The following is a 17,432-nucleotide window of genomic DNA, read 5'->3' as shown; positions in this document are numbered from 1 at the left end:
AACAAGGCCAGCGCTGCTGGCCTTGTTGCGTTATATCGGGCAGTCGACCCACAGATGCAGTCGCGGGATCAGCAGGTTGAGCGGCTCCGCCGCTGGCTTATAGCGATGCTGTACGTTATCCGCATTGTAGTTCAGCAACTCTCCCAGCACCGGCACCTGAGTGCGGTCGCGGCAGAGCACGATAATCGGCGACGGGCAGGCGAGCTGGGTCTGCTTTTTCTCCTCGGCGCGCCAGACGCGCGCGATCGGCTGTACTTTTACCGGACGTTTTATCTTCAGCCGCGCGGTGGCGGGCAGGGCGCGGACGCTCTCCAGCTCATCCTGCACTTTTTCCGCCCACTGTTCGCGCGTCCAGGGCGCCTGCGCGCGGTTAGCGCTCAGGCTCTTCTCCAGCTGCGCGATAATCTCTTCTCGCTTCACGTTTTTAATGACGTGCTTGTTAGCCCAGCCGAATCGCAGGCTGTCCGGCGCCTGCAGCAGGGTAATGGCGCGATAGGCGTTGAGCGTAATCAGGCCGCGCAGATGCTGATGCACGAACTCAAACCGCGCCTCGCTCGGCAGGCCGGACTCCACCGTGATGATCTGCTCCAGCCGCGCCTTGCATTGATTCACCTGCGCGATTTGAGCGGTGAGGGCGGCTTCGCGTTCGCCTTCCGCTTCGATGCAGATGGCACCGGGCAGGCGGACGGCGGCTTTGGTGCTCAGCTTCTCGGACTGATGCTGCATAAAGAGTCGACAGAAGTGCGCCAGCGCCATCTCGCGCGCGGTTTCGCCCAGATGCTGTTCAACGGCGATTTCGGTCACCGCGTCATGTTCGTGGCCTTTTTCGACTGGCGGCAGCGAGAACACCCGCGCAATCAAGAGCGGCTGCGCCATGATCATCTCACGTAACTCGGCCAGCGAACGTTCGAGGCTATTAGCGCAGTCATGCAGGTCGGAAATCAGGTCGTAACGCATTATTTGTCTCCATAGTTACAACATACCTTACTGTGGCAGAGGATCACCTGTTCCGCAATCTGCTTAAATAGTTACAACATACATATGGGATGTATTATAAAAACAGTGCAGTCTGCCAGCCTGACAGGAAAAGCAGGCCGTAGAGCGCCGTTTCGGTTTTTTCCTTATGTCATAACATGTTATAAAAGCCGCTACCTGTACAAAACGGTGATGGATGTGAATCAACAGAATAAACCCGGCGTGCTGGCGGTAGTGGTGCTGGGACTGGTGCAGATACTTTCGTGGGGCGGGTCGTTTTACCTGATGGCCGTGATGGCGGCCCCCATCGTCGCTGAAACCGGTTGGTCGCAGCAGTGGGTCTATGGTGCGCTGTCGACCGGTATTCTGGTTTCCGGCCTGCTGGCGCCGCTCAGCGGACGCATTATCGCGCGTACCGGCGGCCGCATGCTGCTGGCGCTGAGCGGGGCAGTAATGGCGGCCGGACTCGTTATTATGGGATTAAGCCACTCGCTGCCGCTGTTTCTTGGCGCCTGGACGATTATTGGCGTGGGTATGGCGATGGGGCTTTACGATGCGCTGTTTGCCACGCTGGGCACGCGCTACGGCGGGCAGGCACGCAGCGCCATTACCAGCATTACGCTTATCTCTGGGTTTTGCACCACGCTGGTCTGGCCCGGCACCGCGTTGCTTATTCATCTGCTTGGCTGGCGCGACGCCTGTTTCGCTATTGCCGCGATGATGCTGCTGCTGGTGTTGCCGGCCTATTTTTATGCGCTGCCAGATAAGTCTCTGGCCCTGAAGCCGAGAGCGCCTGCCGCGCGTGCGCAGCAGAGTGATATCGCGCCGTCGCTGTTCTGGCTGTTATGCGCTATTTTCACGCTCGCCTCAGTGATCATGACGGCTATCTCAGTACAGCTGATCGCTCTGCTGCAGGCGAGCGGCTATACGCTGGCCTCTGCGCTGGGGATCAGTGCCATACTCGGGCCTTGCCAGGTAGGATCGCGGGTAGTGGATATTCTGTTTAAGCGCGGCCATCCCATCTGGACGGCGTTTTTCTCGGTGGGACTGGTGGCGCTCGGTTTGCTGGCGCTGGCGCTGTTGCCGCAGTTTGCGCTGCTCAGCATGGTGCTCTACGGCGCGGGGAATGGTTTGCGCGCTATCGTGCGGGGAACTTTACCGCTGGCGATGGTCAAACCGGAGGCGTACGCCGTTGTCATGGGTCGTATGGCGCGTCCGGCGCTTATCGGTCAGGCGCTGACGCCGGTAGCGGGCGGCTATCTGTTTGAAACGCTCGGCGCTTCCGCTACGCTGTGGATACTTTGCGCGCTGGCGCTGCTTAACGTCGCGCTGGTTATGGCGCTTAAGCAGCGGCTGCCGTTGGCGCCGGCAGAGCCGCGTTAAGGGCAGGGCGAAAGCCGGTAAGGCGCGGGCTGAACAGCTTGTGCTGTCGGCAGCCGGGTTTTAATGAATACGTGCCCTGGCGCAGTAGCCTTGCTTCTAAAAAGCAACAGTGTTTGTTATATTTATTGCTCACTGAATGTTCACTTACGCGGCAATAAAACAATAAGATGCACCGCAACTCAGGATAAAGAAATGCTTGATTACCGCTTCCCGACAGCTTTGCAAATGGTTCTTAGCGTAGCGATGGCGGAGCAAATGGGTAAACGCTCGACCAGCGCCATTCTGGCATACGGCCTTGAGGCGAACCCCAGTTTCATCCGTAAGCTAATGGTTCCGCTAACCCGCGACGGCATTATCGTCTCGACGCTTGGCCGCACCGGTTCGATCCATTTAGGTCGTCCGGCCAGCGAAATCACGCTGCGCGATATTTACACCTCAGTGATTGAAGACAAAAAGCTCTGGGCGTCGCGTCCAGACGTTGCGCCGCGCTGCCTGGTCAGCGCCAATCTCTGCTGGTACTTTAAATCCATTGCGGATGAGGCCGAACAGGCGTCGCTGGAAGTTCTGGAAAAACGCACCGTTGCCGACGCGCTCGAAGAGCTAAAAAAAGGCAATGAAACCGAGTGTGCAGCGGTACTGGAGCCGGGTGCGATAGAGGACCTCTGTAAAAAAAGCCGCTGATGCGGCTTTTTTTATGCCTGCCGGGGCGATGCCCTGCGGTTAGAACCGCTGAATCTGGTGCTATAGCAAAATAACCCGTCCAAATGGCGGGTTTTTTATTCGATTGATAATTCAGGATAATAGTATTATTCCGGCTGATTATTAATTTCTAAGGAGAGAGAAATGGCGTTAATCAACTGCCCGGAATGCAAAGCGGGAATCAGCGATTCAGCTTTTAAATGTCCATCCTGCGGACACCAGGTTAAAAAGCCAAAGCGGTCCCTGTTTGGAAAAATCGTGAAGATACTCTTTATTGTCTTCAATATTTTTATGATCTACGCCGTTTTCAAAGGGCTGGGGGCAAGCGGAGAGGTAGTTAACAATGCGGCTTCTGATGCTGAGCGGGCCGGGGCTGCTTTAGGCGCGGGCATGGGAGCGATGATGCTAGGTATTCTCTGGGTAGTCGGCGATATTATCATCGGCATCCTGGTTTTCCTGACGCGTCCTAAGTCGTAACAAAAAGCCTTATCATGCAAAATGATTAAAAGCCGCATCAGCGGCTTTTTTTATTTCTGCAGTAAGAGAGCGATAAAGGGCAACCCAGAGATTGCCCTTTATTCATTACGCAGTCTGCAGCGTTTCTTTCGGCGCTTTGCGCGTCACCAGCTTACGCAGCGTCACGTAAAACACCGGCGTCAGGAACAGGCCGAACAGGGTGACGCCCAGCATCCCGGCGAACACGGTAATACCGGTAACGCCACGCACTTCGGCGCCCGCGCCTTCGCCCAGAATCAGCGGTACAGTACCGGCGATAAAGGCGATAGAGGTCATCACAATAGGACGCAGACGCAGGCGACAGGCTTCCAGCGCTGCCTCCACGATGCCTTTGCCCTGCATCTCCAGCTCGCGGGCGAACTCCACGATAAGAATGGCGTTCTTACACGCCAGCCCCATCAGCACCACCAGGCCGACCTGTACGAAGACGTTGTTATCGCCGCCCGTCAGCCAGACGCCGACCAGCGCCGACAGCATCGTCACCGGCACAATCAGAATTACTGCCAGTGGCAGCGTCCAGCTCTCATAGAGCGCGGCAAGCACCAGGAACGCCAGCAGCACCGCCACCGGGAAGACGATAAAGGCGGTATTGCCCTGCGTCGCCTGCTGATAGCTCAAATCGGTCCACTCGATATTCATGCCGTTCGGCAACAGCTGACCGGACATCGCTTCCAGCTGGGTCATCGCCTGCGCGGAAGAGAGTACGCGCGGGTCGGCATCGCCAATCAGATCCGCCGCCGGATAGCCGTTGTAGCGGATCACCGGATCGGGGCCGTAAGTGGTGGTGATATGTACCATGCTGCCGACCGGCACCATTTCGCCGCGATCGTTGCGGGTGCGCAGGTTGGCGATATCTTCCACGCTGTCGCGGAATTCACCGTCCGCCTGCGCCATCACGCGCCAGGTGCGACCAAAACGGTTGAAGTCGTTAACATACGAGGAGCCGAGATAGGTTTGCAGCGTGCTGAAAAGATCGGTCAGCGACACGCCCTGCGCCTTGGCTTTATCGCGATCGACCTGCACATCCAGCTGCGGCACGTTCGCCTGGTAAGAGGAGATCGGATAGTGCATGCCTGGGGTCTGCATGACCGCGCCGGAAAGGGTATTGATCGCCGTCTGCAGCGCGCCGTAGCCCAGACCCGCGCGATCCTGCACGTAGAGCGAATAGCCTGAACCCTGGCCAAGACCTAAAATCGGCGGTGGCATAATCGAGAAGCCGAACCCTTGCTGCAGCTGAGAGATTTTCGCGTTGATTTCAGCGTTGATCTCCGCCGCGCTGTGCTTACGCTCGCTGAACGGCTTCAGGCCGAAGAACACCGTACCGGTATTCGGCGTGTTGGTGAACTGCAGCGCATTCAGGCCGGGGAAGGCGACGGAGTAGGCAACGCCTTCGGTGTTCATACCGATTTCGCTCATCTTGCGGATCATCTCGTCGGTACGCTCCAGCGATGAGCCTTCCGGCATTTTCACGCCGCCGATCAGGTAGAGCTTATCCTGCGTCGGGATAAACCCGCCCGGCACAGCGTGGAACATAAAGGCCGCGCCCGCCAGCAGCAGCACATAGACGCCGAAGACCGCGCCGCGTCGACGCAGCGTTTTGCCGACCAGCCCTTCATAGCCGTGTGCGCTGCTGTTAAAGAAGCGGTTAAACGGACGGAACAGCCAGCCGAGCAGGCGATCGATAATGCGCGTTGGAATATCTTTCGGCGCGTGGTGGTCTTTCAGCAGCTTCGCCGCCAGCGCAGGCGAGAGCGTCAGCGAGTTAATGGCGGAGATCACCGTCGAAATTGCGATGGTTACCGCGAACTGCTTATAGAACTGACCGGTAACGCCAGAGAGAAACGCCATTGGCACAAACACCGCGCACAGCACCAGCGCGATAGCGATAATCGGCCCGGAGACCTCGCGCATCGCCTGATGCGCCGCTGCCTGCGGCGAGAGGCCCAGCGCGATATTACGCTCAACGTTTTCCACCACCACGATGGCGTCATCCACCACAATGCCGATAGCCAGCACCAGCCCGAACAGGCTCAGGGTGTTGAGCGAAAAGCCGAGCAGATAGAGCACGCTAAAGGTGCCGACCACCGAGACCGGTACCGCCAACAGCGGAATAATCGAGGCGCGCCAGGTCTGCAGAAACAGGATCACTACCAGAACCACCAGGGCGACCGCTTCCAGCAGCGTATGCACCACCGCGCTGATAGAGTCGCGCACGAACACCGTCGGGTCGTAAGGCGCGGCCCACTGCACATCATCCGGGAAACGCGTCGCCAGCTCGTTCATTTTGGCGCGCACCGCGTTAGAGAGATCGATGGCGTTTGCGCCCGGCGCCTGGAAAATACCGATACCGACCGCATCTTTATTATTGAGCTGTGAACGCAGCGCGTAGCTGCCGGAACCCATCTCAATGCGCGCCACGTCGCGCAGCCGCACCAGCGAGCCGTCGTCCGAGGTTTTCAGAATGATATTGCCGAACTGCTGCTCGTTTTCGAGGCGGCCCGCGGTATTGATGGATAACAGAAAGTCAGACTGCTTTTTCAGCGGCTCAGCGCCGAGCTGACCAGCCGAAACCTGCACGTTCTGCTCCTGCATCGCCGTTACCACGTCGGCGGCGGTCAGGCCGCGCGCGGCCACTTTATTGGGATCGAGCCAGACGCGCATCGCATATTCGCCCGCGCCGAAGATCTGGATCTGACCGACGCCCGGCAGGCGCGCCAGCTCATCCTTCACCTTCAGCGTGGCGTAGTTGCGCAGGTAGAGTGAGTCATACTTGCCGTGTGGCGAGAACATATGCACCACCAGCGTCAGCGTCGGCGACATCTTCTGGGTAGTGATGCCGAGGCGGCGCACATCTTCCGGCAGACGCGCTTCCGCCTGCGCAACGCGGTTCTGCACCTGCACCTGCGCCTGATCGGGATCGGTGCCCGGGCGGAAGGTGACGGTCGTCACCAGCACGCCGTCGGAACCGGCCACCGACTTCATATACATCATATTTTCAACGCCGTTGATCGCTTCTTCCAGCGGCGTCGCCACGGAGTCGGCGATGACCTTCGGATTCGCGCCGGGATATTCAGCGCGCACCTGCACGCTGGGCGGCACGACGTCCGGGTATTCGCTGATCGGCAGCAGCGGAATGGCGATCAGGCCGGTCACAAAAATCAAAATCGACAAAACGGCGGCAAATATCGGCCGGTCGATAAAAAAGCGGGAAAAGTCCATAGCGGCAGTAGCCTCAGTTAGTTGGCGTTAGCCGCGCGCATCGCGACCTGCTGGGCCGTTACCGGCATTCCGGGCATAAACACTTTTTGCAGCCCATCGACAATCACCCGATCGCCCGACTGCAGCCCGCTTTTCACGATGCGCAACCCTTCGGCCATCGCGCCGGGCTGAATATCGCGGCGCTGCGCCTTGCCGTCTTTGTCCACCACATAGACATATTTGCGGTCCTGGTCGGTGAGTACCGCTTTATCGTCAATCAGCAGCGCCTGGAACTGCGCGCTGCCCGGCAGGCGTACGCGAGAGAAGAGGCCGGGCGTAAACTGACGCTGGCGGTTATCAAGCTGGGCGCGCATGCGGATGGTGCCGGTGCTGGCGGTAAGCTGGTTGTCGGTAAAGTCAACCATGCCGCGGTGCGGATAGCCGTTTTCGCCCGCCAGGCCGATCTCGACCGGCAGCGACCCGCGCTGCTCTCCCTGACGCGCCATCGCCTGGTAGTGGAGGAAGGTGGTTTCATCGACATCGAAGTAGACATACATGCGATCCTGCGACACCAGCGTGGTAAGCACGCTGGCGCTGTCGCCGGCGGTCACCAGGTTGCCGGTGGTGATCATGGCGCGGCTGGCGCGTCCGTCGATCGGCGCGGTCACGCGGGTAAAGTCAAGATTGAGCTGCGCCATATCCACGGCCGCTTCGGCAGAGAGCACGTCCGCCTGCGCCTGGCTGGCGGCAGAGCGACGCTGCTCCCACTGCTCGCGCGAAATCGCCTGGGTGCCGATCAGCTTTTCGGTACGCGCCGATTCGCTGCGCGCCAGCGCGGCCTGACTGCGGGCGCGCGCCAGTTCGGCTTTCGCCTGCTCCAGCGCGGCGCGGTAGGTGCGGTCATCGATAGTGAATAGCACCTGTCCTTTCTTCACCTCGTCGCCTTCACGGTAGTTTACGCCGTCGATATAGCCGGAGACGCGCGGACGCAGCTGCACGCTCTGCACCGCCTCGATGCGCCCGTTAAAGCTGTCCCACTGGCTGACCGGTTTCACCACCACATCAGCGACGCTGACCTGAGGCGGCGGCGGCGGGGCGTTTTGCGCCACGCCTTTGTCACATCCGCTGAGTATGCTGCTTAGCAGCACCGCGCCCAGAAGGGTTGAACCCTGACGAACCCACTTCGTTTGTCTGTTCATTATTGTTATTCCGCATAGCGTTAAAAAAGAGCCCACAAGGGCGGGCCAATATTTGCAACTTTTAAGATTGCAATTTATCGCGAGGAGTGTAGGCTCGGGTATCCAGCAACTGCAAGAATATCTGATACACTTTATGTGCGGTTTTGGCTGATGCCATGCGCAGGCGTAGCGGGGCGCAGAATGACCTTACGGCGAGTGCGGCATTTAATGTATCAATTCAACTTGCATTAAATGGCAAAGTCAGTCACCCTTAAAGTGTAATTGCAACTGATACTGATACTGTTCGCAACGGCGACGGGAGAAAATGGGATGATGAGCGACGCATTTATTCACGATCTAATCGACTGGATTGATAACAACATCGAAGCACGTCTGGATCTGGACACCGTATCGGAGCGCGCAGGCTATTCTAAATGGCACCTGCAGCGTATGTTTAAAGAGCACACCGGCTACCCGCTGGGTGAGTACATTCGCATCAAGAAACTGAAGAAATCCGCGGATCGTCTGACTACCACCAACGAGCCTATCCTCAACGTAGCGATTTCGCTGGGCTTCGACTCGCAGCAATCCTTCAACCGCAGCTTTAAACGCCAGTATGGCGTCGCGCCAGGCGCATGGCGTCGCCATGGGTCGCAGATGCAAGCGATGCAGTGATCCCCGCAGGGCCAGCAATGCTGGCCCGCGCTGTATCTGAACGTTAAAGCTGGTATCATCAGCGTCCTGTTGTCTGGGATGCCATCATGTCGAAAAAACTCTGGATTGCACTGGTTATCGTGCTTGCGGCCGCCTGGGCCGGTTTTAAACCCCATCTGAATTCATCACTTTCGTCAAACGCCAGCGATATCAGCTCGCTGACGGATGCGCGCACCGTGGCGCGTTACCTGCTGCAACATCAGCAGCTGCCAGCCTATTACATCAGCAAAAACGACGCGCGGCGCCTCGGCTGGGATCCAGCCAAAGGCAACCTGTGCGAAGTTCTGCCGGGCAAGGCGATCGGCGGCGATCGCTTCGGCAACCGTGAAAAGCGCCTGCCGCAGCGCAGCGGACGCTTATGGTATGAGGCGGACGTCAACTATCGCTGCGGCCACCGTGAGGCGGACCGGCTGGTCTACTCCTCAGACGGTCTGGTCTATATCACCACCGATCACTATCGCAGCTTTAAGCAGGTGCCCTGAAGATGCTGAAGATTACGCTCGATTTTCAGCGCCTGCCGAATCGCGACGCGCTCTATCAGACGCTGGCGCAGCAGAGCCATTGCCCGTTCGCCTTCGGCAATAATCTCGATGCGCTGTGGGACTGGCTAACCGGCGGCATGGCGCTGCCGGCGCGTATTCATCTGCGCCATGCGGCGGGTCTGGAAAAGAGCGACGAGTTCGCCGCCGTACTGGAACTGCTGGAAGAGGCGGCGCAGGCGCTGGACGGCGACCTGCACCTGAAGCGGGATTAGCTGCGCAGCGTCTTGAGGATGGCGGCCAGGGCCTCGCGCGCCGCAGGCGTGACATCGCGGCCGCCGGCGTACCCGTTGTTCTCAAGGATCACCGAATTCAGTCCCACCAGCCAGTCATAAATATAGTAGGCGGTATGGTTGGCGGGAGCGGCGGATAAGCGCGTCAGACGCTGCCCGGCGGAAAAGTTGACGCTCGGCGCGGGCGGACGCGCAAAAACAGGCTGACCGCGATTGACGCGGCTCGGCGGCCGCTCGGCGTCGTCGCGCTGTAAAAAACCCAGCCAGGCGACAAAATCGCCCAGCACCGTCATCGCGCGGGACACCTGGCGATCGGCGCGCGACTCATGGCTAACGGACGGGTTTTCCGGCTCATGCAGCGCCTGCTCCAGCGAAGTCAGCATATCGAGACGGAAGCTGGCGACAATTAACTCCTCTACCAGCCACTCCAGCGTAACGCGATCCACATTCAGCAACGTCAGCAGGCTGCGGTTCTCCGGCAGTTCGCGCAGGTGATCGAGCCACAGCGCCATCACCTGACGGGCAAAACTCTGACCGGCGGCGCTGACGTGATGCGGCACGCTCGCAGGCTCTGCCAGCGGCGTATCGCTAAAGAGATCGAATTCAAACCCGACGCCGAAGTGCTGCGCCGGCGCCTCTGTGCGGATCGCGGCAGCGGTGGCGGGCGCGTCATGCTGGCTGAGCCAGAGCTGACGCAGCGCTTCCCGCGGCGGCTGCAGCCGCTCCAGCAGTTCGCCATGCAGGCCGGTGCGGTGCTGCAGACATTTCAGCAGCGAATCGGCGATGGTCTGCTTGCGCGCGGCCTGCTCAGGGCTGGCGTCGGCTTCGGTCCAGGGCAGCAGGCGACGTTCCAGCACGCTGTGCTGCAGGGCGCGCAGCTCTGTCAGCAGCCTGTCGCGGCGCGCATCAGGCTGCATCTCTTCCTGAAGCCACTCCGCCATCCGATCGACGCCGGCGCGATCGAGCGCCAGCATCGAGCCCCAGCGCTGACCGGGCTGTCCGATCTGGCGCTGCACCGCCTCATCCACGTTGATCTGCTGATGTCGCGCGTCGTAAGGGGTAATCGCCCAAATCAGGCGCGGCTTTTCGCCGCTTTCCCGCGGCGGCTGATGCAGCTGCCATTCGCGCAGGGCGCGGCTGGCGAGATCGGCATCCTGCCGCTGGCTGGCGGCGGTACAGACCAGCATTAAATCGATCCCCTGGCGCGCGGCGTAGAGGCCGGGCAGCAGGGCGCGTTTCTGTTCGAGCAGCCGGGCGCGCAGCGGATCCTGCTGTTCCAGCCGCTGACGCTCCTCCTGCGCTGCTGCATCGGCAGGCATGCCGGGCGCAGGCAGATCCAGCATATCGGCATCGTCATAGAGGGCGGTGCGCGGCGTCGAGCTCAGAGGAAGCACCAGCTCCAGCGTCAGCAGCGCCAGCCAGCCGAGCGGCACCTGCTGCGGCTTGCCGATGCGGTTGCCGTTAAGCGGGCAGACTTCCACCTTCATCTGGCGATCCTGCTCGCTGGCGTGTGCGATCAGCTGCTCGCTCGGCAGCAGCGCGTCGTCGACCAGCAGGCTGAGCGGCGCAAGCACGCGGCTGGCGCTGCGCAGCTGATGACGTAAATGCAGCAGCGCGCGCAGCGCCTCGCTCAGCTCTGGCTGGTTTGGCCACAGCAGCGCGAAAAGCTGTACCCGGTCGTCCACGCTGAGCGCGGGGGCAAGCTCTACCGCCTGCGGCCAGAAATGGCGATCGAGCCGCGCGTCATGACAGCGGTGACGGCGGCTCCAGGCCCAGAGCGTGACCAGCGCGTCGCTGTCGAGCCCGCCGACCGGCGTAGTGAGGCGCTGGCGTTGCAGGCGCTGCAGCTGCTGATCGAGATGCGCGCTTTCCGGCTGCGGCGCTTCGCCGCGGCAGCTCAGCACCAGACGTACAATTTCCGCCTCGTTCAGCAGCGCCAGCTCTACCGGCCATTCGCCGGAGAGCGCTTCGCGCTGGTGGCAGTAGCGAGTCGCGGCGGCAAAGTCGAGGTTGCCGGGATTGATCTGCTGAAAAACGTTCAGCGTTTTTTCGCCGAGGCGCGTCAGCATCTGGCCCTGCGCGTCGGCGACCATTTCGTTCAGCAGCCAGGCTTTGCCCGCCTGCGACTGGCCAAACAGCGCCAGCGTAACCGGGCGCGCCACCTGCTGGGCCAGCGCATCGCTCTGCGCGCGGGCGCGGCGCAGCTGGCGCGTAAAGGTATCCGCTTCCAGCGCCAGACGCGGCGAGGCGTCGCGGTATTCGGCAACCCACTCCAGGCTGGCGTTAAGCGCCTCCTGCAGCAGGCCAAGACGTTTTGCCAGCGTTTGCGGCTGGCGGGGCTTTACAGTTCTCATCGTTTACAAAGGCTTCCGCTGTCAATCCAGTACTGGGCGTTGGCGTTGCCCGTCGGCGAGAGAGTATTAAGCTTCAGGCTCAGCTGTTCAAGCGGTACGCGCGTGCCGTCGTCAAGACGCGCGTCGCTCAGCACCAGACGCTCCGGGCCGGGCAGCGTCGGGCCCGGCGCTACCGCCAGCTTCACGCGCAGCACGCTCTCCCCGGCGACTTTACGCGCCAGCTGGGCGTCGTTCAGCGTCAGGCTGTAGAGCGGCGAAGCGGGCCAGCGGGCATTATCCAGCTGGCGGAAGCCAAGGCAGACGTTGCCGCGAATACGGAAGCTGCTCTTACGATCCAGCGCGAAACTCTGATCGTCGAGATCGATATCGCTGTAGCAAAGGTTATCGTCGGTCAACGCCTGGTTCTCGTCGAGCACGCCGAGGTAGCGAATGGTTGAGTAGGGCTCGAAATCGCCCGCGCGGAACCAGAAGCTGTTCAGACGCAGATCCAGCGCCAGCAGGCAGAGCATCGCGCCAACCGCCGCGGTGGATTTCGGGTTGTCGATACGGCCATGTTTGTTGAAGGGATACCAGTCACTGGTGTGATAGCCCTCCAGCGACAGAATGCGGCTGCCCGGCAGCGGCTGCAGATGGCGCACCAGCGCCTGAATGCCGGGGAAGCGCGACGGCCGACCGGTGAGCAGCAGCACGTCGCACTGATAGAGCGACACCACCTCGCACATCGAGCGCAGCGCCGGAATAATCGCCATGCGGTGCTGCATAAACTCGGCGTGCAGCTGCGCCAGGCTGACGATCAGCGGCACTTCCAGCAGATCGAAACCGCTGCCCGCACCCAGCGCACGCTGGATTTCGCCGTTGATAAAGGCGAGCACCGCGTCGGCCGGCGGGCTGGCCACCAGCTCGCCGAACAGGGCGTTGATCTCCGCATGGCTCTCCAGCGGGTCCCAGTTCTCATAACGCTCCAGCACCGCCTGCGCCAGCGGAATAAACAGCTGCAGTGTCGCCTGCTGACGCAGCGTGGCCTGACCGTCGAGGCGGCCATCATGACCGAACAGCTTGTTCAGCAGCGGCTCGGCAAGGGCAAGACCCGCCTTTTGCAGGCTCTGCTGCAGAGCGGGCAGGATCCAGAGCTGAATGACGTCCAGCAGAATATCGTCGCCCGCGACTTTGAATCCCTCGCGGAACAGCAGGCGAGGGGTGATTTTGACGTTATTGCCCTGGCCGTCATCAAGGCGGTAGTGGGTGATCGCCAGATCGGTGGTGCCGCCGCCGATATCGATTGAGGCGATGCGCAGGCTTTTGCCCGGCACTTCATCCGTTTCACGCGGACGATCCGGGCGCGCGGTGCTGCTGAAGAAATCCTGCGCGCGGCCGGCGAAATTGACCTGGGTTTCGTTAAACAGCCATACCATCTGGCCGCAGGTCGCTTCGTCCCACTCCATCTGCACGTCCGGCACCGGCTTGCGGCATGCTGGCGGCGCATCGGCGTCGAACGGCTCGTCGGCGGCGTGCCAGCCTTCCGCTTTCCACACCAGCGCGATCGCCTGCTGCATGCGGCGACGGAAAATCTCGCGCTCCGGCTTCGGCATCGCCGACGGCAGGGTAAGAATAACGTGACGCAGCTGACGCGGCGCGTGGCTCTGCGGCATACGCTGACGCTGGGCCGCGCTGTTCATCTGCATCAGCGCCTGCGCCAGCAGTTCGCACAGCATAAAGGTCATCAGCGAGCTGCGGCTGTAGTGCGCGGAAAAAACCGGCAGGCGGTCGTCGGCGGAGAGCGCGTGCAGCGGCTCGCCTTCATCATTGAGCAGAAACGTGAAGGGCGCGGCGTTGGCCTGCGGCTCGTTCGCGCCGTTCGGCTGGTTAAAGCGCCAGCCCGGCTGATAGCGCGCCTCGTCCCACAGATAGCGGCGCGGGCTGGAGATGCCGGTGCTGCCGTCAAGACCGGCGCGCTGCAGCGCCAGGCGGCTCGCTTCGCGGCCGACGCGCGTCAGCGACGGCCACATAAAGGCGTTTTCGCGGCCGCTCTGGAGCGAAAAGCTCGCCTTGCCAAAATGGGCTTCCGCGAACTCCAGGCGGCTGTCGAACAGTTCGTTGTAGACCTGATGCGGCTGCGAGAGGTCGCGCAGCTGCAATTCGTAAGTCTGCTTCAGGCCATTGCTCTCTTCGGGATGATCCTCCACCAGAATGCCGCAGGTATGCGAGTTGCCGACGTCGAGAATAATATCGACATTTACCGGGGGCGTCTGCTGGGTGGCGGCCTGAAGATGAATATCGCTGAGGTTGAGCTGCTCGCCGAGCAGCTCCAGCAGATTGAGGTAGTGCGCCTGATACTCAAACTCGCGCAGCGCCTGCGCAATCGCCTGTTCGCGGCGATCGCCGACGCGGTCGCTGAACGCCTCGCGCAGCCAGCCATCGACCCAGATATGATCGAGAAATTCGCCCAGCTCGTAGTTATGCCAGGCGAGAGAGAAGGTTACGCCGTTTTGCGCGTCGGCGGAGGTGAGGCCGAGCTGCTCGCCGCCATCCTCTTCCGCTACGCAGCGGGTATCGAATGCCAGCGTCACGCGATGGGTATTACCCGCCGCGTCGGGCTGCGCCAGCGCCGTGAGGCGCAGACGCGCCCAGTTTTCCGGGCCGCCGATAAAACGACGGCCGCTGGCGCAGCGCAGCATCGGCAGCGGCAGCCAGCAGTCAGCCAGCAGCGTCAGCGAGTCAGCCAGCGCCACGTCCGATTCCGGACGCACCACTTCCGGCGCGCCACCGTCCTGTGGATAGAGCAAAAACTTGCCGCTGTTGCCGTCGACGTTCAGGCGCAGCAGCGGGCCATTCGCCGTCTGGCGCACAAACTGGCGGCGCGCCTGGCCTGCGGCGATGCGCAGGCCAAAATCCAGAAACTGTACGCCGCTCTCTTCAATCAGCGTGATTTTTTGTTTGTCATCGATCAGGGGAGCCAACATGGTTACTTACTCTCACGCTTAATCGTCATCGGGAAGGATTTGTTGTCGCTGAACAGCGCTTCGCACACGGCGGCGCCGTCTCCCGGTTTACACATCAGCTGCGGCATGCGATAGCGCGAACCGTCGCTGCATTTGGCAGTATAGCGGCTGCGAACCGACAGCTGGCCGCTGCCGAGCATGGCGGCAGTCACCTCGTCGGCGGTGCAGCGCAGATTGTTGCCCTGGGTGACCGTGGCGCTGCCTTTGCCTGCGCTGAGCTCATAGTGCAGCACCGGCGAAGCGCCGCCCGGCAAGGAATTCTGCATTACTACGCGCCAGCGGCCGTCAACGACGTTAATCGCACCGTTACGCACATCGTCCACGCTCATTTTCAGCGCGGCGTCTGCGGCAGGTACGGCAGGCGTCACTACGCTGGCGAGCGTTGCGGAAGGGGCTGAGGGTTCAGCGGGCGCGGCGACGCTTGCTGGCGTCTGCGGCAGGGTTGAGGCGAGTTTCTGCGCGGCGATCAGCGCGGCAGGTGGCGCGATAGTCGCGGCGACTGGCGCGGCAGGCTGCGGCGCGGCGACAGGGGTCGGCTGAGGCTGATGCAGCCAGAAAGCGGCCGCGGCGGCAACGGCCAGCGCAACCGGGGCGAGATAGCCGATGCGGAAGGCGCGACGCGGCGCCATGACCGGCGGCGTTTCAACGGCGGGTTCAGGCTGCGGCTCTGGCTCTGGCTGTGGCGCCGGCTCCGCGATAATCTGCGGCATCTCCGGCTGCGGCTCGACCGCCACCGGTTCCGGCAGCAGCGACGGCAGGGATTCATCGAGCGTATCGCGCAGGCAGGCGAGCGCATCGTCGCGCGTGCGCGCCTGTGCGTCGACAAATCCCCAGAAGGTGATCACCGGCTTGCCGTCCACCAGAAAGACATACTGCTGATCGGGAAACTGCAGCGCTTTGGCCAGCAGCGCGCCGAACAGACGCATCGCCGGGTTGTCAGCCTCGCGCGCGCGTACGCTAAGCGCCTGCATCTCCTGCTGCGTCGCCGTCAGCTGATCCAGCGCCTGACGGCGCTCATAATCGCTGGCGCCGAGCCAGGATTTCACTTTGCCGCTGAACGGCGCGTACCAGTCGAGGCGGTCACCGCGCTCGTTTGGCTGGGGAATGGCCAGGCAGTTTGCCAGTGCCGTCTGACGGCGCAGACGCAGGGTTTCACGAATTTGCAGGGCGGATGCGTAGACCGGCTGGCCGTTTTCACCCAGCGCCAGCACCGCGTCAAGATTGCCGCTGCGCAGAAAAGTTTTTGCCACCTGTTGGGCCCTTATCGGTCGAGTTCTGAGGCAGAAAATCGTGTGTTATCGGCGATTGGAGTGATTTTACGCGGAGCAAGTGCAAATCAAACGCCGGAAAAAACGATAATTAAGGGCGTTTTTCGCGCGCTGCGATGAAAAATATGCAGCGCGCCCAGGTGATTAAGCGGCGCGACGTTTCAGTACGGTATGTGCCAGCAGACCGCCGACCAGCCCCCAGAAGGCGGCGCCGATGCCGAACAGCGAGAGGCCGGACGCGGTAATCAGAAAAGTGATCGCGGCGATATCGCGCGTATCGGGTTCCGCCAGCGCGCGCGTCAGGCTGCCGCTGAAGGTCGACAGCAGTGCCAGGCCGGCAAGGGTGGCAATCAGCGGTGGCGGCAGCGCGACAAACAGCGCGGCGATCAGCGCGCCAGAAAGCCCGGCCAGCAGATAAAAAACGCCAGCCAGCGCGGCGGCCATCCAGCAGCGGCGCGGGTCGGCGTCTACCTCTTCGCCCATGCAGATGGCGGCGGTAATCGCGGCGATACAGACGGAAAATCCGCCAAACGGCGACAGCAGCAGGGCGACCAGTCCGGTCCAGCTCATCAGCGCGGAGACCGGCGGCCGATAGCCGTGTGCCTGTAGCGTGGCGATGCCTGGCGCATTTTGCGACGCCATGGTCACCAGGAAAAAGGGCAGTCCGATGCCCAGCAGCGCGGTCAGGCTAAAGTGCGGCATAATGCCCTGCGGCAGCGCGAAGCTCGCCGCATCTGCCGGGAAATGGATCGCGTGCCGCGCCAGCGCGACCGCAACGCCCACCGCCAGCGTGGTTAAAATGGCGTAGCGCGCCAGCCAGCGTCGCGCCAGCAGCCAGGCGAGACACATTGCGCCGCACAGCGCGAAATCGCTCTGCAGGCCGGTAAACGCCGCAAGGCCAAAGCGCAGCAGGATGCCGGCGAGCATCGCCGACGCCAGCGCGGGCGGAATGATATTCATCAGGCGTGCAAACAGCCCGGTAACGCCGCTCAGTACAATCAGCGCGTTGGCAAAGATAAACACGCCGACCGCTTCATTAATGGAGAGGCCCTGCAGGCTGGTTGCCAGCAGCGCCGCGCCTGGCGTCGACCAGGCGCAGAGGATCGGCATCCGCGTCCAGAAGGAGAGGCCGAGCGAGCATAGCCCCATCGCAATGCCCAGCATCGACAGCCAGCCGCCGATCTGCGTCGCAGAGGCGCCCGCCGCCTGCGCGGCCTGAAAAATAATGGCCGCTGAGCTGCTGTAGCCGACCAGGACGGCGACGAAACCAGAGACCACAATCGGAAATGAAAAGGCGGATCGCGCCATGCTGCGCTGCATAAAACCTCCCTTGTGCGTTATAGCGCACATCGTAGCACTGTGCGCTATAGCGCTCA

General features: G+C 61.6%; 13 protein-coding genes. 6 read left to right on the top strand and 7 right to left on the bottom strand.

Annotated elements, in window-relative coordinates; all coding sequences use genetic code 11:
* Positions 1-30 precede the first annotated feature (30 nt).
* Positions 31-960, bottom strand: a complete 930-nt coding sequence (tus, locus tag MHZ89_RS00945) for a DNA replication terminus site-binding protein (protein ID WP_311782235.1) — start codon at positions 958-960, stop codon at positions 31-33.
* 213 nt (positions 961-1,173) lie between these two features.
* On the opposite strand from tus, the gene MHZ89_RS00940 reads away from it, so the two are divergent.
* The 3 genes from MHZ89_RS00940 to MHZ89_RS00930 all read left to right on the top strand — a co-directional run bounded on the left by MHZ89_RS00940 (position 1,174) and on the right by MHZ89_RS00930 (position 3,534).
* Positions 1,174-2,358: an MFS transporter gene (locus tag MHZ89_RS00940; protein ID WP_409373186.1), complete on the top strand. Its 1,185-nt coding sequence runs from the start codon at positions 1,174-1,176 to the stop codon at positions 2,356-2,358.
* 192 nt (positions 2,359-2,550) lie between these two features.
* Entirely contained in the window at positions 2,551-3,039 is a 489-nt protein-coding gene (locus MHZ89_RS00935; protein WP_311781489.1) for an Rrf2 family transcriptional regulator, read from the top strand.
* Between the two features lie 162 nt (positions 3,040-3,201).
* On the top strand, positions 3,202-3,534 hold the full coding sequence (locus tag MHZ89_RS00930; protein ID WP_311781488.1) for a hypothetical protein: 333 nt from the start codon (positions 3,202-3,204) through the stop codon (positions 3,532-3,534).
* A gap of 105 nt (positions 3,535-3,639) precedes the next feature.
* Here MHZ89_RS00930 and oqxB read toward each other — a convergent pair whose 3' ends face one another.
* Complete coding sequence (gene oqxB, locus MHZ89_RS00925) at positions 3,640-6,792, bottom strand: multidrug efflux RND transporter permease subunit OqxB (RefSeq protein WP_311781487.1); 3,153 nt, start codon at positions 6,790-6,792, stop codon at positions 3,640-3,642.
* Positions 6,793-6,809: 17 nt separating this feature from the next.
* Positions 6,810-7,970 carry an efflux RND transporter periplasmic adaptor subunit gene (locus MHZ89_RS00920; protein ID WP_311781486.1) on the bottom strand — a complete coding sequence of 387 codons (1,161 nt, stop codon included), beginning with the start codon at positions 7,968-7,970 and terminating at the stop codon, positions 6,810-6,812.
* 309 nt (positions 7,971-8,279) lie between these two features.
* Between MHZ89_RS00920 and MHZ89_RS00915 the strand changes: the two genes are divergently transcribed.
* From MHZ89_RS00915 to MHZ89_RS00905, 3 genes are all read left to right on the top strand, one after another.
* On the top strand, positions 8,280-8,624 hold the full coding sequence (locus MHZ89_RS00915) for a helix-turn-helix domain-containing protein (RefSeq protein ID WP_311781485.1): 345 nt from the start codon (positions 8,280-8,282) through the stop codon (positions 8,622-8,624).
* Between the two features lie 86 nt (positions 8,625-8,710).
* Positions 8,711-9,145, top strand: coding sequence for a ribonuclease domain-containing protein (locus MHZ89_RS00910; protein WP_311781484.1), 435 nt, complete (start codon positions 8,711-8,713; stop codon positions 9,143-9,145).
* 2 nt (positions 9,146-9,147) lie between these two features.
* On the top strand, positions 9,148-9,417 hold the full coding sequence (locus tag MHZ89_RS00905; RefSeq protein ID WP_311781483.1) for a barstar family protein: 270 nt from the start codon (positions 9,148-9,150) through the stop codon (positions 9,415-9,417).
* On the opposite strand, the gene MHZ89_RS00900 is transcribed toward MHZ89_RS00905, so the two are convergent.
* The 4 genes from MHZ89_RS00900 to MHZ89_RS00885 form a co-directional block, all read right to left on the bottom strand.
* Positions 9,414-11,789, bottom strand: a complete 2,376-nt coding sequence (locus MHZ89_RS00900) for a virulence factor SrfC family protein (RefSeq protein ID WP_311781482.1) — start codon at positions 11,787-11,789, stop codon at positions 9,414-9,416. The genes MHZ89_RS00905 and MHZ89_RS00900 overlap by 4 nt on opposite strands.
* Positions 11,786-14,749, bottom strand: coding sequence for a virulence factor SrfB (locus tag MHZ89_RS00895; protein WP_311781481.1), 2,964 nt, complete (start codon positions 14,747-14,749; stop codon positions 11,786-11,788). The genes MHZ89_RS00900 and MHZ89_RS00895 overlap by 4 nt, the downstream gene beginning before the upstream one ends.
* Before the next feature lie 2 nt (positions 14,750-14,751).
* A complete protein-coding gene (locus tag MHZ89_RS00890) occupies positions 14,752-16,038 on the bottom strand; it encodes an SrfA family protein (RefSeq protein ID WP_311781480.1) in 1,287 nt (428 codons plus the stop codon).
* A 162-nt stretch (positions 16,039-16,200) separates the two neighbouring features.
* Positions 16,201-17,376, bottom strand: coding sequence for a benzoate/H(+) symporter BenE family transporter (locus MHZ89_RS00885; protein WP_311781479.1), 1,176 nt, complete (start codon positions 17,374-17,376; stop codon positions 16,201-16,203).
* Between the last annotated feature and the right edge of the window lie 56 nt (positions 17,377-17,432).

This window comes from Pantoea sp. ACRSB, assembly GCF_022346905.1.
In the GTDB taxonomy this organism is placed as follows: domain Bacteria; phylum Pseudomonadota; class Gammaproteobacteria; order Enterobacterales; family Enterobacteriaceae; genus Pantoea; species Pantoea piersonii.
The sequence above is the reverse complement of the archived record's forward strand: the minus strand, read 5'-3'. Positions and strand labels throughout refer to the sequence as shown.